Genomic DNA, 20885 nt, shown 5'->3' on the forward strand with positions numbered 1-20885 from the left:
CGCTAGTTTCGCAACCCTGCGTGCCTTCGAGTTCTCATGAACATCCCATACGCATGGGGCCTAGGAAGTCCCTCGGCCTGCTCGATCGGTCACCACAGCATCTTGCAGTGCAGAAATGCAATTCGGAACTATCGTATGATTGCCAGCCGGGTACTCTATGCAAGTTATATTGTAGCTTTGCTTTACCGCTTTAACCATTGATCTATGCTCCATCTTTGGTAGCAGAGCGTAGTGGCCGTGTCGACTCTCTGTTACTGCATGGGTATTCTCAAGAATAATCTGAAGATCAGGATCACCTAAAGAGTAACCTATGAAAAGAACCGTATGCGTTGTAAACAAGGCAGACATAACTTGAAAGAAACCATGATTTAGCTGCCTAGCCTTAAAATAAGACATTCTATCCAGCACTAAATCATTAGGCTCTGTAATACAGCCATGTATTTTTGCAATTGTACGTTGAGGAGAGCGAACTTGATCCAAAAGATCTCTTGAGGTGTGCTTGCAAACATTATATGCAGCATTTCCGCCACTATAATGATCAAAATTCTTCTCAAGAAACTCATCATAGTTTGTGGTAACAATTGTCTTCAAGTCAAGTTGAAGAAGACTGTTATACACCTCATGATGAGGTGCTGGACGAACCTGGAATGTCTGCCTTAAAGCGGCATTTAAGTCAGCCCGCTCCACACCATCAGTTACAATCTGAGCCGCATCCAACAATCGATTCTTAGCGACTAAACCCTTAACAAGCTTTTTATCCACCTTAGTGGACAACTGCTCACTTAATTTAACTAATAGAGTTGGCCACGTTGGCATTCCTGGCGATGCTGCCTTAGAAATACCAGCACCGACAAAAACTATTGCCCGTCGGTCAGCTATTTCACGAATGAGCGCGGGAGGCCAAGTAATCATCAAAACACCCGACTCGCAATTGACGATGCGAGCAAACCAATAATAGACTTGTAGTTCTCAGCTTGGCTAAACTGGCTACCAATCAGCCCATCCTTACTTTTTAGAGCAATAATTGGCGAATTAACAGTTTGAGCCAATGGTATTAAACTGTATAAATTAGGTACATCCCCCAGTCTGAGGTCGGCATTTTGGGGGGCGAATGCAGAGAGATGCTGACCAACTTCAACTGGCACATCGTTCAAAATTCTCTCATAAGCCCGAGTTGGTCGCCGCACACCCTCTTTGGACTTCGCAATATACTGCTGAAGAGTATAACCTATGTATCCCTCCCTTATAGGAATATCCTTAGAAATTCCGTACTTAGCCAACATCCCAGCATTGAACCTTTCGGCTTGCTGGAGTCCTACCTCATAGTATTCCAGCCAGGTTGAAATCCATCGAGATATATTTCGAACGCCCAATAGGCTAAAAGCGTCCGCCCCCAAAGGAGTCAGAAAATTATCGCACGACAGCAAAACCGAACGATTTATAGCCCCCAAGGAAGGGCTAACATCCACAAATGCTATATCATATTTATCTGACACAGACTCCAGGTATGATTTAAGCCAATTAGAAACTCGAAAGCCGCCAGCTTTCCCGCTAGGAATCTCATTCCAAGCCTGTGACAATTGATCTTCAAACAAAGAAAACCGAGGGTCGCCTGGCACTAGGTCTACACCAAACCTATTATTACGAGCCAGCAAAGGTTTAACATGTGAATTTATTGTGGCGTCACCATCAACAATCGGCTGAACCACATCCATTATAGTCTTAGCTCTTACATTCCCTTTCGCACCATCTTTCGGCCAATACAAATCAATAGTTCTCTCATCTCCCAGCACATACTGAGTAATATTGCACTGCGGATCACAATCTACAACCAGAACTCGCTTATTCAATTCAAAGGCGAAGTAAGAGGCAATATTTCCAGTCAGCGTTGTTTTACCAACACCACCCTTATTGTTGAAAAACGAAATTATTTTCATATCTTCTCCAAACATCAAAACTCGAATAATTCCAGCGCAATACTTTATAATTAGCGGCATACAAGCCTGTCAAGAAAGTTACGCTTTATCATCATAGGCGCCGCCCATCAGATTAACATCTCACTTTAGCTCACTTCTCATCGTAAAATTAACCTACCAAGCAACCAGCATAGCATCATAAGACACCGAGGATTGCCCGCATGCTGCTATAGTTCGACTTTACTTATAAAATCTTCTACGTAGTAGATCTTAGTTTTTACATCAAAGGCACGATAAATGATTCTTGCCTTATCAACTGACTTTTTATCACCACAAATAAAGTATGAACACTTAGAAGCTATATAGACATGCAGCGCATCGGTGAACATATTATTTATATTGTTCTTTTTTTCAATTTTTTCTTTGAATATAGGGAAAAAATCGAGAACACCATACGCAATCGTAAATTTATCTTCCTCACTAATACTATCTATAGATCGACCGTCAATATTAAGGAAAGATTGAAAAATTGATGTGAAATTCTGCCCGATCTCTTCTGGCGTAGAGAGCAAGTAATTATAAATTGGCCACTCTCTAATGTGCTCAACGGCCGGCTGATTCAACTTGACAATTTCTACGAATGAGTTCCTAAAATTTTTCTGTAGCTTGTGGTCTTTTAGCCCATTTTCTAGAAGATGACTCACAAAGCATTCCAACAACTCGGGGGACATCACATCATTGAAACGCTTTAGGAATGGAACTAAGACATTTCCTTCGGAAATTTTATTTGAGTCGACCTTATATGGCTGGAACCAAAATTTAAATTCATCTGGCGATGGTGTGTTTTTTTGATCTTCTGCCATTGCCTCATATACTAAACGTGGAGGAATTCTATCTATGCAGAACCCAGACCCATCTTTGTTCGGACCTATACAGCATTTTTCTGTGATTACCTCCAACTGTACAAGATCGTTCTTTACGTACTCATCCCTAGAGCACCTAAGCAGATCACTAATATGCGCATGAGAGTAAGGCGTTGAGTAACCTTTCCTTCTCCCTGCACTCAAATTCTCTACTAAACGAGAACTTTTTCTGCTCTGAATGATATCCTGAAAAATATTCCAGTCTAGGTATATTGACTTTATAGAATTTCTCTTGGCACTCACAAACACATCCCTGTAATATTTCGACATTTCATTAATGACTTAATTTTAAACAATATGCAACTGCCATCAGCATCTTTATGATACTTAAATTAAACCATAAATAACGCAGAACCTATAAACTACCTATCCCTTATACTGGTTAGCATTCTTTAGGCGGCCTGGCCCAATTTGACAAGAATACCCCCTGGCAGCGGCGGTTTGCCACTAATATTCATTTATTTCCGTTCGCTGCTTTCGTCGGAAGCAAGCCCCCAGTCGGTTACTGTCGACCGAGACTATCAGAATCAGATCCTCGCTCAGAGGGTAAACGTCCATGATTTTCCTAAACGACGAACGAGTATTCGTATCGTCAGCACGTAATAATATCGCATCGTCTCACTGCGCCGTGCTAGATGATGCTCAAGAAACCAAGTCACATGCTTTCTCTGCCAGCCCCAAAGCGTCTCTCGATGCCAGCGCTTGGCGATTTCAGCCTGAATGATTCTCGCCTGCCGCAAATGACGTTGGCGCGTCACGTAGGATCCGGTCAATACGCCAGCTAAAAACAGCTCCATATCAAATTGCTTACTCACGTGCGCCCCCAATGTAGGCAGCGACCACGTCGATCCGACCGTGCCCCAGCTCATAGCCAAGCTGCCTCCGGGCTTCACGATCAAGGTTCCTATCTACCAAGCAAGGTTGGCTGTCGTTGATTGGCGCGCGGTGCTGGGTGATTTGCTCGCATGCATACGTAGTTCGAAGGGGTTCTACCCCGTTAACACGGACATTTCGACGTGCCACTCCAGGGCAACGGTTTCAAAGAGAAGGCTCGCACGCTGGGCAGCGATCTTGGCCTTCTGCTTTTCTTCCATTGGATCAAGGTTATCGAGCAACAAGGCCTTGGCCTCATCACGCTTGGTCCTCGCAACGGCCAATGAAACGATGGGGTACTTGCCAATGATCAGCGTGCCTTCCTTGCCGTTGAGTTTGAAATACCGCAGCCGCCAAGTCTTCGAGCCACTGGGCGCGACGTACAGGTACATACCCCCGCCGTCGAACAGTTTATAAGCACGATCACGCGGTTTGGCCGTGCGGCATTTGAGGTCGCTGAGCGGAATGGCTAGGCGTGGCATAGGGTACGTTCTCCATTCAGGAAAGACGCTTTACCCCAAAAATACCCCCGGCTATTGGGGATTTTGTTGGTTCCCGACGGAGGGACGTGGAAACGAAAAACCGGCCAGAAGGCCGGTTTAGAGGGCTTCCAAAGCATTCGGCGGAATGCAGTGGAGCTGGACGTGGTGCGGAGACAGGAATCGACCCAGCCGCACGCCCCTAGACCAACTGCGCCCCCAGCGCCCGCACCACCCGCTGCAACTCCGCCTGTCCACCGGTGGCGACGCGCAGGCCGGTAATCTCGCGCCGCGGCGGATAGTGTTTGCGCAGGGCGTCGAAGGCGGCGCGGCGGGTGGCGCTGTCGCCGGTCAGGCTGCGGCGGAAGGCGGCGTCGTCGCTGCGCGGGTCGTACACCGCGCGGCACAGCGTGGCCAGCGCCCAGGCCGGGTCGCAGCCGGGGTTGAGCTGCAGGCCGGCGAGCCAGGTTTCCGGCAGCACGTCTTGCAGGCTCACGCGTTCGGCGATGCCGCGCCAGGCGCAGTAGGCCTGGTAGATCTGCGCGGTGCCGCGCAGCTTGCCTTCCAGGCTGTAGCCGGCGATGTGCGGAGTGGCGATCAGGCAGCGCGCGGCCAGTTCGGGGTCGGCCTGCGGTTCGCCTTCCCAGACGTCCAGCGCCACTTCCAGGTCGGCGCCGCCTTCGAGCAGGCGGCGCAGGGCCTGGTTGTCGACCACCGCGCCACGGCTGGCGTTGACCAGCCAGGTGCCGGGACGCAGGGCGGCCAGGCGGGGCTCATCCAGCAGGTGGCGGGTCGGGTGTTCGCCGTCGCGGTTCAGCGGAGTGTGCAGGCTGATCACGTCGGCCTCGGCCAGCAGCCGTTCCAGCGAGACGAATTCGCCGTCCGGCTCGCGTGCCTGGCGCGGCGGATCGCAGACCAGCACTTTCCAGCCCAGCCCGCGCAGCACCTCCACCAGCCGCCCGCCGACCTGCCCGGCGCCGACCACGCCATAGGTGCGTTCGGCCAGGTCGGCGCCGCGCACCTCGGCCATCGCCAGCAGGCAGCCGAGCACGTAGTCCACCACCCCGCGGGCGTTGCAGCCGGGCGCGCTGGACCAGGCGATGCCGGCCTCGGCGAAGTAGTCGAGGTCGAGGTGGTCGGTGCCGATGGTGCAGGTGCCGACGAAGCGCACCGGCGAGCCGGCCAGCGCGGCGCGGCTGACCTCGGTGACCGAGCGCACCAGCAGCACGTCGACCTCGGCCAGCGCCGCGCGGTCGATGGCGCGCCCGGGCAAGCGGCGAATGGAGCCCTGGTCGGCGAAGAAGGCGTCGACCACGGGAATGTTTTCATCGGCGAGAATACGCATGCAGACCTCCGCGAACGAGGCTGCACACTCTAGCAGGCCGAGGGCTCGCGGTGTTGCCGAACGGCTCGCGAGGCGGACCTGCCAGCGCCATGCGCAAGCCTCGACGATCGCGTTTTTCCCAACCACGACCGCGAACGATGGCCAGCTACAAGGAACAGAACCGCGAACGCCTCGTCCGTCTCCTCGACCAGGCGGCGGACGCCAGGGAGCCCGTTCATCGAGCCGGTAGCTCGCTCCGCTCCGGCATGGCCGCCAGGCGCTGGCGCATTTCCTCGCTGGCGGCAGGCCCGGCCTGCACGGTGCATTGCTCCAGCGGTACCGTTCGGCCATCGGCGAGAGCCGCCATGAACGAGCGCACCGGCCGCCCGCTTGTTCGCTCGACGAGCTGCACGCTCTGCCCTTCCTCTGCGTAGTGGCGATTGCCCCAAGCGACGAAAGCCATGAGCACGACGCGAAAATCCTCGCCCTTGGCCGTGGGCACGTACTGATAGCGCAGCGGGCGCTGGCTGTAGGGCTGGCGTTCGAGCAGGCCCGCCTCCACCAGCGCGTTCAGGCGCCGGGTGAGCATGTTCGGCGCGATATCCAGGCTGCGGGAAAATTCGTCGAAGCGGCGCAGGCCCTGTAGCGCATCGCGCATGATCAGGATGCTCCACCATTCGCCGACCCGTTCCAGGCTGCGGGCGATGGGGCATTCGGCATCGGCGAAGGTCTTGCGTTGCATGGTTCTTCCTTGGCGAGGCTCACAAAGTGCTGGTCCGCATGTTACTTTCATGATGATAGTTACGTCCACTGACTGCTATTCCAACGGAACAGAAGGACTCGGACCCTCATGAGCAAACGTATCGTCGTCACCGGCATGGGCGCGGTCAGCCCGCTGGGCTGCGGAGTCGAACCCATATGGCAACGCCTGCTGGCCGGGCAATCGGGCATCGCCACGCTCCCAGCGGAGCTGATCGGCGACCTGCCCATCAGCATCGGCGGCCAGGTCCCCGACCGTGTGCAGGACCCGCAGGCCGGCTTCGATCCCGACCTGCTGCTGGCCGCCAAGGAACAACGCAAGATGGACCGCTTCATCCTTTTCGCCCTGGCCGCCGCGCAAGAGGCCCTGGCCCAGGCCGGCTGGGCGCCGCAGAGCACCGAGGCGCAGGAGCGCACAGCGACCGTCATCGCCTCCGGGGTGGGCGGCTTCCATGCCATCGCCGAAGCGGTGCGGACCACCGACGGCAAGGGACCGCGACGCCTGTCGCCCTTCACCATCCCGTCCTTTCTCTGCAACATGGCGGCCGCCCATGTGTCGATCCGCCATGGCTTCAAGGGACCGCTGGGCTCCCCGGTGACCGCCTGCGCGGCGGGCGTGCAAGCCATCGGCGACGCGGCGCGGATGATCCGCGCGGGAGAGGTCGACGTGGCGCTCTGCGGCGGCGCGGAAGCGACCATCCACCGGGTCAGCCTGGCCGGCTTCGCCGCCGCGCGCGCCCTGTCCAGCGATTTCAACGACAGCCCCGAACGCGCCTCGCGCCCCTTCGACCAGGCCCGCGACGGCTTCGTCATGGGCGAAGGCGCCGGCCTACTGGTCATCGAGGAACTGGAGCACGCCCTGGCGCGCGGCGCCAGGCCCATCGCCGAGCTGGTGGGCTACGGCACCAGCGCCGACGCCTACCACATGACCGCCGGGCCGGAAGATGGCAGCGGTGCCCGCCGGGCCATGCAGCAGGCGCTGCGCCAGGCCGGCGTGGAAGCGGCCGCGGTGCAACACCTGAATGCCCACGCCACCTCCACCCAAGTAGGCGACAAGGGCGAACTGGCCGCCATCAAGGCCGTGTTCGGCACCGGCAGCGGGCTCGCCATCAGCGCGACCAAATCCGCCACCGGCCACCTCCTGGGCGCCGCCGGCGGCATCGAGGCGATCTTCACGGTCCTGGCACTGCGCGACCAGCTCGCCCCCGCCACGCTCAACCTGGAAACGCCCGACACCGACGCCGAGGGCCTCGACCTGGTTCGCGGCGAAGCCCGGCGCTGGCCGATGGAACACGCGCTGTCCAATGGCTTCGGCTTCGGCGGGGTGAATGCCAGCCTGTTGTTCCGGCGCTGGGTGTAGCGCGGCCGGCCCTCCGCCAGGCACTCCTGAGCACACTGGCGGAGGGGAAGCCACTCATGTCGCATGCCCCACGATCTGAATTCGTGGGGGCGGGAAATTGCTTGTGGAGTGGGCGCTCAGTGGTCACTTTCGAACAAAAGCAGACACTATCTCGCCAGTGTGAAGTTTTAGCACTTCCCGGATATCTCCGGGACAGACCATGTTCATGCCCTAGCGCAAAGGGGGGTGTTCAGCTCAGACTTATGCTAGTCTACAAGCGCTTCGGGTATAGACCCGAAGGTGCATCACAAGCTGTCAAGCCCCAAGGCGGCATCCCAGGTGAAACCACCCAAGGTGACCAGCAGTGCGGCTAGCAGCGCTCGGATACTTATCTTCATAGGTACTCCAAGTGTGACGCTGACATTATACGTCGATCCTAGCAATCGCGGCGAAATCGGACTGGGTGACCAACACCGATTGGATGATGTGAGGAGCATTTGAGTTTATCCGGCCAGGCGGTTGAGGATTGCCGCCATCCTATGCCTGGCCGGTTGGCTCGAACATGGATGTACGCTGATGCCAGAAAATTGGTACAAATCTCGGGGCTATCTGCACTTTGATCGCCCGATCAACCAGGCTGCGGCACTGGAGATAGTATCAAGCCCTAAGACTGTTGCTAAGCATGCCTTTTACCCGTTTATTCGCTATGTCGCACAAACACAGAAAGTGTTTTTCGACAAAAGCATAGGGAAGGTAGTCAAAAAAGCCCCCAAAGAACGGCCCATTTCCTACGCTGCGCATGTCGACAGCCACATTTATTCCTACTACTGCGAACTGCTGAACCAGGCCTACGAGGATCATCTGGCGAAGGTGCAGTGGTCCCCCGCCATTCTGGCGTTTCGGACCCTTGGCAAAAGCAATATCAATTTTGCTCGCGAGGCGTTTCTAGATATCGCGACGCGAGACTCTTGCTGCGTCATCGCCATCGACATCAAAGGTTTCTTTGACAACTTAGATCATGCACATCTCAAAAGTGCCTGGCGGACACTACTAGGCACCAACCAGTTGTCCGACGACCATTACGCAGTGTATCGGTCCCTCACCAAGTTCTCGTTCGTCTACAGGGACCAAGTCTACGAGACGCTGGGGCTCTCCAAGAACAATCCGAAACCAGGCCGCAAGCGAATATGCGAGCCCCACGAGTTCCGAACCAAGGTGCGTGATGGCGGCCTGATCAAAACCAACAAGGATAAAAAAGGTATCCCTCAGGGCTCCCCTATCAGCGCCCTACTGTCCAACGTGTACATGATGGGATTCGATGAGCAGATCCACACCTATGTCCAAACCTGCGGGGGTGCCTATTACCGGTATTGCGATGATGTGCTGCTGATTGTGCCGCTGGAGAAGGAAGCGGAGGCCAAAGCCCTAGTCGAACAACGGGTCAATGCGATTGGCCTGGAGATCCAGGCCTCCAAGACGGAGACCTGCAAATTTAAGCGCTCGGCTATGGGCTTGAGATCCGACCGACCTCTGCAATATCTGGGCTTTATCTTCGACGGCGCCAACATCTACCTGCGTTCATCGTCACTGGCTCGCTACCGGGATCGTGTGAAGAAAGGCATCTGGATGGCGGAACAATGCATGGAGAAGGTCAACGCCAAGCGAATTTCCAGAGGCCAGTTGCCTCGTTCGATGTTCCTGAAGAAGCTGTACAAGCGGTACTCCTACCTAGGCCGAAGGAACTTCATTTCTTATGGCTACCGGGCAGCCAGAATCATGAACGCTCCATCGATCAAGAAGCAGCTCAAACCACACTGGAACAGGCTCCGCAAGCGCATTTCAGATGCGCAAGGCGAACGACATTGAATAAGCCACGCTTCCGGCCTCAAGCAAGGTTTGCGAGGAGGAGCGTGTGCCTTATCAGCTAATGACTGCTTCTGGCCGATTGCTGCCCCTGACGAGAAGCCCGAAGCCTCCCGAAAGTCCTCCCCCCGGTTCAGACATCCGCCCCCTGCCCTATCCTCCCCCGCAATAACTCCAGGAGGCCGCATGCCGGTTTCGTTACCCTTCGAGCAAGTCGATGTCTTCTCCGAACAGCCCTTCAAAGGCAACGCCGTTGCCGTGGTGATTGGCGCCGACCGCCTGAGCAGCCAGCAGATGCTGGAGTTCGCTGCCTGGACCCAATTGAGCGAGACGACCTTCCTGCTGCGGCCGACCACTGCCGAAGCAGACTACCGCGTAAGAATCTTCACCCCGCTGCGGGAGTTGCCCTTTGCCGGGCATCCGACGCTGGGGAGCTGCCAGGTCTGGCTGAACCAGGGGGGCGGCAATGCTGCTGACGAGATCGTCCAGGAGTGCCTGGCGGGCCTGATCCGTATCCGCCGCAAGGGCGCCTTGCTGTCGTTCGCGGCGCCTCCCCTGCTTCGTGGCGGAGCGGTCGAAGACGAGGTGTTGCGACGGATCGAGAGCGGGCTTGGCCTGTCCCCGGGGCAGGTACTCGGCAGCCAATGGGTGGACAACGGACCCGGCTGGGTCGCCGTTCGGCTGGCCACGCGTGACGAGGTCCTGGCCATTCGCCCGGACTACGCGCAGCTCGACGGGCTCAACGTGGGGGTGGTCGCACCCTGGCAAGGTCCCCAGGCGGAGGCGGATGTGGAAGTGCGCGCCTTCATGGGCGAGGAACTCAATGAAGACCCCGTCACCGGCAGCCTCAACGCGAGCCTGGCGCAATGGCTGATCGGCACGGGAGTCATGCCCGGGCGCTACACGGCGAGCCAGGGCACGGCCTTGGGTCGCCGGGGGCGGATAAGCGTCGAGCAGATCGGCGGCGATATCTGGATCGGCGGTGAGGTGCAGCCGGGCATGTCGGGGCAGGTCGTGTTCTGAGCGGGACGGCGTACCCTGTCCTTCCCCATTACCTGGCCGACCTGGATCGGCGTCCGGCATTGGACGGAAATGCCTGCCCATGACAACGGGGCCGCCTTCCCTCTGGAAGCACCCTCCCTGCCCACCGGGCCCGCCCAGGTCCGGTGGCTCCGCCCTCCCCTCACCAGTTGTGTGTATAGCTCGCCGTCAGCACCGTGCCCGGCGCCGGCAGGTGGCTGGTGTTGTTGTTGTTGCGCAGCAACTGGCTGTAGAGCGGGTAGTAGTCGCGGTTGAACAGGTTCTGGATGCCCAGGCTCAACTGGTCGTCGGGGGTGATGCGGTACTGGCTGACCAGGTCGACCGTGGTGTAGGTGCTGACCTGGCGCCGGCCGAAGCTTTCCACGCCGTCGAGACGGTAGTCCTTGGAGTCGAAGAAGGTGGCCTGCAGGCGGTTGTTCCAGTCGGCATCCGGCTTGTATTGCAGGTAGGCGGTCAGCTTCAGCGGCGGCACGCGGTAGCCGGTCATGTCCTGCCAGTCCTTGCCGTCCGGCTTCTCGCGTCCGCGCATCCAGGTGGCGCTGCCGCCCGCGCCCCAGACTTCGTCGTCGCTGAGCCAGTCGGCGCTGGCCTCGACGCCGTGGATGCGCTCCTTGGTGCGGGTGAGGATCAGGCCGTTGTTGAAGCTCTGCACGTCGCCCAGCTTGGAGGTGGTGTAGAACAGCGCCAGGCTGCCCAGGGTGTTGCCGCCGATGGCGCCACGCCAGCCGAGTTCGTAGTTGTTGGTCTTCACCGGTTCGAGGTTCGAGGAGCCGATATCGAAGCCACGGCGGGCGTTGCGCAGCTGGATGCCGACATCGGGCAGCTGGAAGCCCTGGCTGAAGGAGGCATAGATTTCCTGGCCAGCCACCGGCGAATAGACGATGCCGAGGTTCGACAGCACCGCGTCGTAGTCGAGGTCGCCGCCCTTGACGGTCACCGGCGAGGCGGCCTTGGACTCGGAGAGCGGGATGAAGTCGTCGAATTCGGCGGTGGAGTATTCGTAGCGCAGGCCGCCGTCGATCGACCAGTGTTCGTCGAAGCGATGCTGCAACTGGGCGAACGCGCCGGCGCTGCGGGTGCGTAGCGGCGGCATGTAGGTGAGCTTGCCGATCTTGTCGAAGACCAGCCCGCCGCTGGCGTCGTAGGCCGCCGGGTCGAACACGTCGAGCGGCATGTCGCTGCGTTCCTGGTTGTAGTCGCCGCCCCAGACCAGTTCGGTATTGCCGCTTTCGCCCAGCGGCGTGCGCAGGGTCAGGCGGCTGCCGAACACTTCGCTGTTCTGCATGATCTGGTCGACATTGCCGCCGCGGGTGGAAACGGCGCGGGCGTCGAACGGAGTGAAGCGGGTGAAATAGTCGCGGTAGTAGAGCTGCGCGGAGAGCCGGCTGCCGAGGATGTCGAGGTTCTCGTACTCGAGGTTCGCCAGGGTGTTGCGGATGCGGTTCTGCTCGTCCAGCTCCAGGCCCTTGATCGCGTTGGCCGGGACCGAGCCCGGCGGCAGCCTGGCGACCCTCGGGTCGGTGGCGTAGTCGGTGTCCTGGCGGGCGTCGTAGTGGCTGAGGGCGAGCTGCACGCGCTGGTTCTCGTCGATGCGCAGGCCGAGCTTGCCGCCGATGTTGTAGACGTTCGAGTCGAACAGGTCGCCCTGGCTGGGTTCCGGGGCGATGCGGTCGCCATGGGCGTCGTAGGAAGCGCCGACGTGACGGGTGCCGAAGTCGAACGAATAGTCGAGCGCCCCCAGGGAGCCGGCGAAGTATTGCTGGAACTGGCCGCCGAGGCCATCGCTACCCAGCCGGGTCAGCGGCGAGGTGGCGCTGAGGCGGGTTTCCGCACGGTTCTCGCCGCCGGCCGGACGGGTGGTGATGGAGATGATCCCGCCGGTGGCGCCGCTGCCGTAGATGGCGCTGCTGCCACGGATGACCTCGATCCGCTCGATCAGCGCCGGGTCGATGTTGGCCAGGTTGCGCGAGGAGTCGCGGTTGGTGTTCAGCGGCACGCCGTCGACCATCACCAGCATGCTGCGCCCGCGCAGGGTCTGGCCGTATTCGGTGATGGTGCGGCTGGAATCGGACATCCCCGGCACCGCCTTGGCCAGCACGGTGGCCAGGCTGTCGGAGCCCTGGCGCAGCTCCTCCAGTTGGGCATGCTCGATGACGGTGGACTGGCGCGTGGCGGAGACCAGGTCGCTGCTGGTGCGCGAGGCGGTGATTTCCATCTGCTCCATGTCCAGCGGTTCGCTGCGGGCTTGCGTAGCGGGCACGGCGGCTTCGCTGGCCGGAACGACGATGAAGGTATGTTCGTCCCTGGCCTGCGCCTTCAGGCCGCTATCCCTGAGCAACTGGCGCAATGCCTCTTCGGGGGTGAAACGCCCCTTCAGCGCGGGCGCCTGGCGGCCGGCGCCGAGATCGCCAGCGAAAAGGATCTGTACCGAGGATTGTTGCGCGAGGGCGTTGATCGCCTGGCCGAGCGGCGCGGCGGGCAGATCCACGTCGAGCTTTTCCTGGCCCTGGGCCGACACCGCCAGGAGCAGGCTGCTGGCGAGCAATGAAGGACGCAGGTGGCGACTGCGGAGGGAAAAATGCACGTCTCGATTTCCTATGCAGGTTGGCTTTTCCTGGATAGCCGCCACGGCGCGCGGGAAACCCTACCTGCGTCCGAGAATTATTTTCGCGTCGATTTGCGTTGGATCTCGACGCTGCCGTCCTCCTGCCGCGACACGGCCACGGGAAGGATGCTCGGCAGCAGGTCGAGCAGCCGGTCGGCGTTGTGCGCGGCGAAGACGCCGGTCAGCCGGAGGGAGGCCAGGCTGGGGTCGTCCAGGAGAATGGGCGCCTTGCGATAATGGCGCAGCAACGCGACGGCTTCGCCCAGGGGCGTGCGCTCGAAGACCAGGCGGTCGTCTTTCCAGGCCATCGCCGTGGCGGCATCGACCTTGGCCAGCGGCATCAGTTGCCCGCCAATGGCATCGACCTGCTGGCCCGGCAGGAGCACGACTGGCGCTTGCGCCGTAGCCGAGGTGCCGACCTCCACCCGGCCACGCTCCAGGGTCACGCGGACATCGTCGTCCAGGCGGCGCACGTTGAACCGGGTGCCGAGCACGCGGATGTCGGTCGAACCCACGGACACCACGAAGCGCCGATAGCGCGCCGGGGATACCTCGAAAAGCACCTGCCCCGCGCGCAACGCGACCCGGCGGCTGAGCGGGTGCCAACTGACCTCGATCTGGCTGCCGCTGTCGAGCAGGAGCTGGCTGCCGTCGGCCAGGGTCACGTCGCGCCGCTCACCGATGGCGGTGGCGAAGCGCTCGCGCTTGTAGGCCGGGTCCAGCCAGGCCAGGGCGCCGATGGCCAGCGCCAGCAATAGCGCGACGCCGGCCGCCTTGCTTGCCTTGCGCGATTTCGGCCGGGAGGGCGGCAGCGGGAACAGGTCCTTCAGCGCGTCGCGATGGCGCTCCAGAGCGTCGTCCAGCGGAACCTGCCCATTCCGTTTCGAGGGCTGGGTCATGGCCGTGCCTCGCCGCGGCCGAGCCGTTCCCGGCAGGCCGCCAGTCCGAGGCGCAGGTGCTTTTCCACGGTCTTGACGGAGATGCCGAGGCGGTCGGCGACTTGCGCCTGGGGAACTTCGTGGATCTTGTGCATGACGAAAACTGCCTGGCAGCGAGGAGGAAGCGTGGCGATGGCGTCGACCAGTGCCTGGAACTCGCGCTCGGCCTCATGGCGACCCATGGGCGTCGCCGCCATGCAGGCGACTTCCGGAAGCTCGGCGACGGCTTCCACCCAGGCGGTTCGACGACGGTCGCTACGATAGCGGCTCACGGCGGCGTCGTGGGAGATTTTCCGCAGCAGGGCCAAGGGCGTGTGCACGTCCTCCTTCTCGTCGCGTTCGAGCAACTGCACGCACACGTCGTGCACCACTTCGCGCGCCATGCCCCGGTCGCCGAAGCGCCGGCGAACATGGTCGACCAGTTCCTCGTAGTGACGAACCAGTGTGGACAACAGCGTCGGCTTGGCGGGATCGAACGGCACGATGCACCCAGGAAAGGAGCCTGGCTCCGAAGAATGGGGGCCGAGTGTAAATGAGAAACAGTCGCAGATGAAAGACCGGTCATCGTCAGGGATTGCCTGGGTTGGCGTGCGTAGCGGGCGGGTAGCTTTCGCCCGCCCGCGCAACTGCCGAGCCAGGGCGGAGAGGGATCCCCTTTTCGCCCCGGTACTCAACCCCCCGGCCTTGCCGGGGGGTACCGCCTCCGCCGGTTATCGGTGTCTGCGTGCGTATTCCGCCTCGAACAGCGACAGGGCGTCGCTGAGCAACGACAGCAGGGAGCCGGTGATGCGGCAGATGCTTTCACCGGGTTCTTCGGTTTCGTCGAGCAGGTCGAGGACGCTCAGCGTTCCGATCGCCGACTCCAGCCGGCGGCGGGCGGTGTCGAACAGGTCTTCGCTGGCTGCGCTGCTGTCCAGGTAGAGGGTGGCGCAACCGGGGTGCTGGTTGCATTGCGAGGTGCGTCGCAGGGGGATGAAGGTGGAAGGGGACTCTGCGGTTATTGCGGGATTCGACGTATCATCGGCCTTAGCCATGGGTCAGCTCCTTCGTTAAGCTGGTCTCTGGTTAGCGGGTCGTAGGTGTTCCTGCACCTGCGGCCCGCGTCTTTTCTGCCCCCAAGAAAACAGATGGACTTGGCGACCCCTCCATCTTCCTCCTACTGGTTTTTTATCCAATTCCTGGGCGTCTGAGAGAGGCTGCGGAAAAGTCTGGGGGAGATGTCCGGCGTTTCCAGGGCATGTCATCCGCCGCTGTCACGGGTATCCGGCGGATAACCGCCAGGCGGTTATTCGCCCTACGGGGTCGGGCCTCAAGCGGGCAGCGCAGGGTCGTTTGTCTGCGCGTAGCGCGGTGGGGGGCTGGGCAACCGGCACGACCCTGCTGACCCTTCCTGACCACCCCGTCAACCCGTAAACTACGCGGTTCCCCTGCCCAGACAAGGACTGCCGTGAACAGCCCCGCCCTGCCCCTTTCCCGTGGCTTGCGCATCCGCGCCGAACTCAAGGAACTGCTGACCCTCGCCGCGCCGATCATGATCGCGCAACTGGCGACCACCGCCATGGGCTTCGTCGATGCGGTGATGGCCGGGCGCGCCAGTCCGCACGACCTGGCAGCGGTGGCGCTGGGCAACTCGATCTGGATCCCGATGTTCCTGCTGATGACCGGCACCCTGCTCGCCACCACGGCCAAGGTCGCCCAGCGCCATGGCGCCGGCGACCAGCCCGGCACCGGGCCGCTGGTGCGCCAGGCGCTGTGGCTGGCGCTGCTGATCGGACCGCTGTCGGGGGCGGTGCTGTGGTGGTTGTCGGAGCCGATCCTCGGCTTGATGAAAGTGCGCCCGGAACTGATCGGGCCGAGCCTGCTGTACCTCAAGGGCATCGCCCTGGGCTTCCCGGCGGCGGCGCTGTATCACGTACTGCGTTGCTACACCAACGGCCTGGGACGGACCCGGCCGAGCATGGTGCTGGGGATCGGCGGGCTGCTGCTGAACATCCCGATCAACTACGCGCTGATCTACGGCCACTTCGGCATGCCGAAGATGGGTGGCCCCGGCTGCGGCTGGGCCACCGGCTCGGTGATGTGGTTCATGTTCCTCGGCATGCTGTTCTGGGTGAACAAGGCCTCGATCTACCGCGCCAGCCAGTTGTTCTCGCGCTGGGAGTGGCCGGATCGCGCGACCATCGGCCCGCTGGTGGCGGTCGGCCTGCCGATCGGCATCGCGGTGTTCGCCGAGTCGAGCATCTTCTCGGTGATCGCCCTGCTGATCGGCGGGCTCGACGAGAACGTGGTGGCCGGCCACCAGATCGCCCTGAACTTCAGCGCGCTGGTGTTCATGATTCCCTATTCGCTGGGGATGGCGGTGACCGTGCGGGTCGGCCACAACCTCGGCGCCGGCCTGCCGCGCGACGCGCGCTTCGCCGCCGGCGTGGGGATGGCCGCGGCGCTGGGCTACGCCTGCGTCTCGGCGAGCCTGATGTTGTTGCTGCGCGAGCAGATCGCCGCGATGTATTCGCCGGACCCGGCGGTGATCGCCATCGCCGCCTCGCTGATCGTGTTCTCCGCGCTGTTCCAGTTCTCCGACGCCCTGCAGGTCACCGCCGCCGGGGCCCTGCGCGGCTACCAGGACACCCGGGTGACGATGATCATGACCCTGTTCGCCTACTGGGGCATCGGCCTGCCGGTGGGCTACAGCCTCGGCCTCACCGACTGGTTCCAGGAACCCACCGGACCGCGCGGCCTGTGGCAGGGCCTGGTGGTGGGCCTGACCGGCGCGGCGATCATGCTCTGCATCCGCCTGGCGCGCAGCGCGCGGCGCTTCATCCGCCAGCACGAGCGCCTGCAGCGGGAGGACGCGGCGGCCGCCTCAGTCCTTGGCCGGTAGCGCCGGGGCGGCGCCACGCGACTTGACGCTGAGGGTAGTGCCGACCGAGGCGAGGATGATCGCGCCGATGGCCAGCCATTGGGTCGGGCTCAGCCGCTCGCCGAGGAACAGCAGCCCGGAGAGCGCGCCGAAGGCCGGCTCGATGCTCATCAGGGTGCCGAAGGTGCGCGCCGGCAGGCGGGTCAGCGCGACCATTTCCAGGGTGTAGGGCAAGGCCGTGGAGAGCACCGCGACGCCCAGCGCCAACGGGATCAGCGCCGGGTCGAGGAGGTCGGCGCCGGCGTGGGCGACGCCGATCGGCACAACCAGGATCGCCGCCACCAGCACCCCCAGCGCGGCGCCCTGGGCGCCATGGTCGGCGCCGGCGCGCTGGCCGAAGAGGATGTACAGCGCCCAGCACACGCCGGCGCCGAGGGCATAGGCGGCGCCGACCAGGTCGAGCGGCTCGGCGCTGTTGCCCAGCGGCAGCAACAGCCAGATGCCGAACACCGCCAGGCCGATCCAGAGGAAGTCCAGCAGGCGCCGCGAGGAGAGGATCGCCACCAGCAGCGGCCCGGTGAACTCCAGAGCCACCGCGATGCCCAGCGGCACGGTGCGCACCGAGAGATAGAACAGCAGGTTCATGCCGCCCAGGGCGATGCCGTAGACCACCACCGAGCGCAGCGATTGCAGGCTCAGGCGCTTGCGCCAGGGACGCAGGAGCAGCAGCAGGATCAGCGCGGCGAAGAACAGCCTTAGGGCCGTGGTGCCCTGGGCGCCGACCAGGGGGAACATGCTTTTCGCCAGGGAGGCGCCGCTCTGGATCGAGGCCATGGCGATCAATAGCAGGCCGACCGGCAACAGCGTTCCGGCGAGGCCGCGGGAGGTGGAGGTCATGGAAGAGGTCCGGCAGTGGGAAGCAGCCCGATGGACTGCGGGAAACGGGATGTGCACTATAATGCGCAAAACCGCGACAGTGAGCAATATATTGCCCAGCCCTACCGAACGCCCCAGCGTCCTCGAACATGTCTCCGGCAACGTCCGCCGCCTGCGCCTGCAAGCCGGCCTCAGCCAGGAAGCGCTGGCCCGCGCGGCCAGTGTCAGCCGGCGGATGCTGGTGGGCATCGAGAGCGGCGACGTCAATGTCAGCCTGTCGACCCTCGACCGTATCGCCGCCGCCCTCGGCGTGCTGTTCCCCGACCTGGTCCAGGCACCGGCCACCGACCGCTCGCGGATCAATGCGGTGGCCTGGGTCGGCCACCACCCCGAGAGCCGCGCCACCCTCCTCGCCAGCGCACCGGCGCGGCGCGAGGTGGAACTCTGGGCCTGGTCGCTGGGACCGGGCGAGCGCTACGTATCGGAACCCGACGCCGCCGGCTGGCGGGAGATGGTTCTGGTCATCGAAGGTCGCCTGCGCCTGGAACTGGCCGACGGCGAACGGCGCATCGAGGCCGGCGACTTCCATGCCTTCGCCAGCGACCAGCCGTACGCCTACGTCAACGACGGCGACGAGGTGGTGCGTTTCACCCGCAACGTGGTGAGCTAGGCTCTAGCCTCGAGCCAGCCTTCCAGAGGAGACCGCGATGAGCGCACGCGTACGACCCTTCCTGATGTTCCAGGGGGTCCAGGCCGAGGCGGCCATGAACTTCTACCTGTCGCTGTTCGACGACGCCGAGATCCTCCAGATCCAGCGCTACGGCGCCGAGGGGCCGGGCCCGGAGGGCTCGGTGCTGAAGGCGCTGTTCCGCCTCGGCGACCAGAGCGTGCATTGCATCGACAGCCATGTGCGGCACGCCTTCGATTTCACCCCGGCGTTCTCCTTCTTCGTCGAGTGCGAGAGCAACGCGCAGATCGAGCGCCTGGCCGAGGCCCTGAGCGACGGCGGCAAGGCCCTGATGCCGCTCGGCGACTACGGCTTCAGCCAGCGTTTCGCCTGGCTGGCCGACCGCTTCGGGGTGTCCTGGCAGCTCAATCTGGCCTGAGCCCGGCAGTTGCCGTCAGGCTTCCTGGAGGACTTCCTGGCACACATCGACCCACTGCGCATCCACCAGCTCGGCCATCCGTTGCGGGGCGATGCGGACCGCGCTGTGCACCGCCCCGGCGGCCGGAAGCACTTCGTCGAAGGCTTGCAGCGAGACGTCGCAGTACACCGCCAGCGGCGTCGCCAGGCCGAACGGGCAGACTCCGCCGACCGGGTGCCCGGTCAGCTCGACCACGTCCTCGGCGCCGAGCATCTTCGCCTTGCCGCCGAAGGCGGCCTTGATCTTGCGGTTGTCCAGCCGCGCGTCGCCGCGCGCCACTACCAGTACGGTGCGCTCGCCGACCCGCAGCGACAGGGTCTTGGCGATGCGCCCCGGCTCCACGCCATGGGCCTCGGCGGCCAGGGCGACGGTGGCGGTGCTGGTTTCCAGCTCGATGATGCGCAGGTCCGGGGCTTTCTCGGCGAAGAACCGCCGGACGGATTCGAGGCTCATGGGGTGGGCTCCTTGGCGAAAACCCACGAACTTATGCAAGCGCGCCGAGGCTGTCCAGCACCGCGCGCTCAGGCGAAGCGCACGCAGTAGATAGGCGGCAGGTTGGCGGAGAGCTGCTGCCAGTCCTCCCCGCCGTTCTCGCTGAGCCACAGGCCGCCGGTGGTCGAGCCCATGGCCAGGCGCTCGCCGCTGGGGTCGATGTCCAGGCCGTGGCGGTAGACCAGGTCGTAGGCCGGGCCATCGGGCAGGCCGCGCTCGAGGGTCTCGAAGCTGTGGCCACCGTCGCGGGTGCGGGTGACCACGAAACGGGCGTCCCTGGGAATGCGGCATTCGTCCTTGGTCGCCGGGACGAACCAGGCCGTGTCCGGCTGCCGCGGATGCACGGCGACGGCGAAACCGAAGCTGGACGGCTCGGCGACCACGCCCTGCCAATGCAGGCCGCCGTCGCGGGAACGGAAGATGCCGTTGTGGTGCTGCACCCAGAGGAACTCCGGGCGCGCCTGGCACTGCACCAGGCGGTGCGGGTCCTGGATCGCCGCCTCCTCGCTCTGCTCCGGCGGCATGTAGTCGGCGCGCATGCCTTTGGTGGTGCAGGTCCAGCTGCGGCCGTCGTCGTGGCTCTGCCAGACGCCGCCGCAGGACACCGCGACGGTGAGGTGGCGACTGTCGCGTGGGTCGACGCAGATGGAATGGATGCCGGGATGGTCGTAGCCGCCGCCGAACCACTGGGCGCGCTCGGGTCGTTCCCAGAGTTCGCGGTTGAGGCGCCAGCTGGCGCCAAGGTCGTCGGAGCGGAACAGGCCGCCGGGGATGGTCCCGGCCCACAGCGTGCCGGGCCGGTCGGCGCCGCCTGGCTCGAGGATCCACAACTGCTGTAGCGACCAGGGTGGCTCCGCCGCCTGGCCTTCCAGCGGTTCGGCCGCTGGCGGCTGCGGCGGATAGACCGGCACCGCGCATTCCATCCAGTCCGTCGCGCCGGCGTCGCGACGCCACAGCTTGACGCCGAAATGGCCGAGGTTCAGCGCCGCGTAGAGCGCGCCGTCGCGCGGGTCGGCGAGGAGCATGCTCAACGGCTCGCCGAGGAAGTGGCTGGCCATCGGCAGCCACTGGCCCGCCGCGTTGCGCCGCAGCTCGAACAGGCCCTTGCGGGTGCCGACATAGAGTCGCTCGCTCACCGGATGTCCTCCTCTGTCATGGTCAACCGCCGCTCAGCGCCTGCACCACGTAGATCTCGCTATCGTCTTGGAGCGGATCGCCCAATCCCCGGCGATCGCGGACCTGCACGCCATCGACGAACAGCGCCACATGCCGGCGCAGGCTGCCCTGGTCGTCGAGCAGGTAGCCGCGCAAGCGCGGCTCGCGGGCGAAGGCCGCCTGCAAGGCGGCGGCGACGGTGGCGGCGCCGACATCCAGCGCGGGCATGGCGACATGCCGCTGGATGGCCGGGGCGAAGACGATACGGGGCATGCCGAGGCTCGCGGAAATGGTTCT

20 protein-coding genes and 2 pseudogenes are annotated in these 20885 nt (G+C 62.4%); 6 read left to right on the forward strand and 16 right to left on the reverse strand.

The annotated features are described in order from the left end of the window. Positions 1-60: 60 nt before the first annotated feature. The 8 genes and pseudogenes from ACTJJX_RS19945 to ACTJJX_RS19980 form a co-directional block, all read right to left on the reverse strand. Entirely contained in the window at positions 61-912 is an 852-nt protein-coding gene (locus tag ACTJJX_RS19945) for an SIR2 family protein (protein ID WP_023082577.1), read from the reverse strand. After that, positions 912-1952, reverse strand: coding sequence for a ParA family protein (locus tag ACTJJX_RS19950; RefSeq protein WP_157738544.1), 1041 nt, complete (start codon positions 1950-1952; stop codon positions 912-914). Before ACTJJX_RS19950 ends, ACTJJX_RS19945 begins: the two co-directional genes overlap by 1 nt. A gap of 191 nt (positions 1953-2143) precedes the next feature. Then, complete coding sequence (locus tag ACTJJX_RS19955; RefSeq protein ID WP_124073822.1) at positions 2144-3082, reverse strand: hypothetical protein; 939 nt, start codon at positions 3080-3082, stop codon at positions 2144-2146. A 296-nt stretch (positions 3083-3378) separates the two neighbouring features. Further along, positions 3379-3654, reverse strand: coding sequence for a hypothetical protein (locus ACTJJX_RS19960; RefSeq protein ID WP_071536978.1), 276 nt, complete (start codon positions 3652-3654; stop codon positions 3379-3381). After that, positions 3647-3841, reverse strand: a pseudogene (locus ACTJJX_RS19965) (integrase domain-containing protein); the annotation flags it as partial. The gene ACTJJX_RS19960 and the pseudogene ACTJJX_RS19965, both read right to left, overlap by 8 nt. Positions 3842-3843: 2 nt before the next feature. Beyond that, positions 3844-4194: pseudogene (locus tag ACTJJX_RS19970) on the reverse strand (Arm DNA-binding domain-containing protein); the annotation flags it as partial. A gap of 199 nt (positions 4195-4393) precedes the next feature. After that, positions 4394-5536, reverse strand: a complete 1143-nt coding sequence (gene pdxB, locus ACTJJX_RS19975) for a 4-phosphoerythronate dehydrogenase PdxB (RefSeq protein WP_003112396.1) — start codon at positions 5534-5536, stop codon at positions 4394-4396. A 214-nt stretch (positions 5537-5750) separates the two neighbouring features. Continuing rightward, positions 5751-6257, reverse strand: coding sequence for a winged helix-turn-helix transcriptional regulator (locus ACTJJX_RS19980; RefSeq protein ID WP_003086962.1), 507 nt, complete (start codon positions 6255-6257; stop codon positions 5751-5753). Positions 6258-6365: 108 nt separating this feature from the next. Between ACTJJX_RS19980 and fabF the strand changes: the two genes are divergently transcribed. From fabF to ACTJJX_RS19995, 3 genes are all read left to right on the forward strand, one after another. Next, entirely contained in the window at positions 6366-7634 is a 1269-nt protein-coding gene (gene fabF, locus ACTJJX_RS19985) for a beta-ketoacyl-ACP synthase II (protein WP_016851802.1), read from the forward strand. A gap of 555 nt (positions 7635-8189) precedes the next feature. Beyond that, positions 8190-9479: an antiviral reverse transcriptase Drt2 gene (gene drt2, locus ACTJJX_RS19990; protein WP_016851804.1), complete on the forward strand. Its 1290-nt coding sequence runs from the start codon at positions 8190-8192 to the stop codon at positions 9477-9479. Positions 9480-9662: 183 nt separating this feature from the next. Continuing rightward, on the forward strand, positions 9663-10499 hold the full coding sequence (locus ACTJJX_RS19995) for a PhzF family phenazine biosynthesis protein (protein WP_003140336.1): 837 nt from the start codon (positions 9663-9665) through the stop codon (positions 10497-10499). Positions 10500-10659: 160 nt separating this feature from the next. On the opposite strand, the gene ACTJJX_RS20000 is transcribed toward ACTJJX_RS19995, so the two are convergent. The 4 genes from ACTJJX_RS20000 to ACTJJX_RS20015 all read right to left on the reverse strand — a co-directional run bounded on the left by ACTJJX_RS20000 (position 10660) and on the right by ACTJJX_RS20015 (position 15094). After that, entirely contained in the window at positions 10660-13101 is a 2442-nt protein-coding gene (locus ACTJJX_RS20000; protein ID WP_016851805.1) for a TonB-dependent siderophore receptor, read from the reverse strand. Positions 13102-13178: 77 nt separating this feature from the next. Next, positions 13179-14021 carry a FecR family protein gene (locus tag ACTJJX_RS20005; RefSeq protein WP_003118651.1) on the reverse strand — a complete coding sequence of 281 codons (843 nt, stop codon included), beginning with the start codon at positions 14019-14021 and terminating at the stop codon, positions 13179-13181. Continuing rightward, the gene (locus ACTJJX_RS20010) at positions 14018-14542 is read right to left on the reverse strand and encodes an RNA polymerase sigma factor (RefSeq protein ID WP_003086922.1); all 525 of its coding nucleotides are present in this window, start codon (positions 14540-14542) and stop codon (positions 14018-14020) included. The genes ACTJJX_RS20005 and ACTJJX_RS20010 overlap by 4 nt, the downstream gene beginning before the upstream one ends. Before the next feature lie 228 nt (positions 14543-14770). After that, positions 14771-15094, reverse strand: a complete 324-nt coding sequence (locus ACTJJX_RS20015) for a hypothetical protein (RefSeq protein ID WP_012614325.1) — start codon at positions 15092-15094, stop codon at positions 14771-14773. Positions 15095-15507: 413 nt separating this feature from the next. Here ACTJJX_RS20015 and pmpM point away from each other — a divergent pair, with 413 nt between their 5' ends. Then, positions 15508-16941, forward strand: coding sequence for a proton-coupled multidrug efflux MATE transporter PmpM (pmpM, locus tag ACTJJX_RS20020; protein WP_003123004.1), 1434 nt, complete (start codon positions 15508-15510; stop codon positions 16939-16941). On the opposite strand, the gene rhtA is transcribed toward pmpM, so the two are convergent. Next, the gene (rhtA, locus tag ACTJJX_RS20025; RefSeq protein WP_003086919.1) at positions 16924-17817 is read right to left on the reverse strand and encodes a threonine/homoserine exporter RhtA; all 894 of its coding nucleotides are present in this window, start codon (positions 17815-17817) and stop codon (positions 16924-16926) included. The genes pmpM and rhtA overlap by 18 nt on opposite strands. Between rhtA and ACTJJX_RS20030 the strand changes: the two genes are divergently transcribed. After that, on the forward strand, positions 17816-18466 hold the full coding sequence (locus ACTJJX_RS20030; protein WP_003133347.1) for a helix-turn-helix domain-containing protein: 651 nt from the start codon (positions 17816-17818) through the stop codon (positions 18464-18466). The genes rhtA and ACTJJX_RS20030 overlap by 2 nt on opposite strands. 37 nt (positions 18467-18503) lie before the next feature. Further along, a complete protein-coding gene (locus tag ACTJJX_RS20035) occupies positions 18504-18902 on the forward strand; it encodes a VOC family protein (RefSeq protein ID WP_016851806.1) in 399 nt (132 codons plus the stop codon). Positions 18903-18917: 15 nt separating this feature from the next. Here ACTJJX_RS20035 and ACTJJX_RS20040 read toward each other — a convergent pair whose 3' ends face one another. From ACTJJX_RS20040 to ACTJJX_RS20050, 3 genes are all read right to left on the reverse strand, one after another. Next, positions 18918-19394: a YbaK/EbsC family protein gene (locus tag ACTJJX_RS20040; protein ID WP_003086914.1), complete on the reverse strand. Its 477-nt coding sequence runs from the start codon at positions 19392-19394 to the stop codon at positions 18918-18920. A gap of 68 nt (positions 19395-19462) precedes the next feature. Further along, positions 19463-20569 carry a WD40/YVTN/BNR-like repeat-containing protein gene (locus tag ACTJJX_RS20045; protein WP_440782017.1) on the reverse strand — a complete coding sequence of 369 codons (1107 nt, stop codon included), beginning with the start codon at positions 20567-20569 and terminating at the stop codon, positions 19463-19465. Positions 20570-20591: 22 nt separating this feature from the next. Next, complete coding sequence (locus tag ACTJJX_RS20050) at positions 20592-20861, reverse strand: MoaD/ThiS family protein (RefSeq protein ID WP_003086912.1); 270 nt, start codon at positions 20859-20861, stop codon at positions 20592-20594. Between the last annotated feature and the right edge of the window lie 24 nt (positions 20862-20885).

The organism is Pseudomonas sp. 22490 (assembly GCF_052044465.1).
In the GTDB taxonomy this organism is placed as follows: Bacteria; Pseudomonadota; Gammaproteobacteria; order Pseudomonadales; family Pseudomonadaceae; genus Pseudomonas; species Pseudomonas aeruginosa.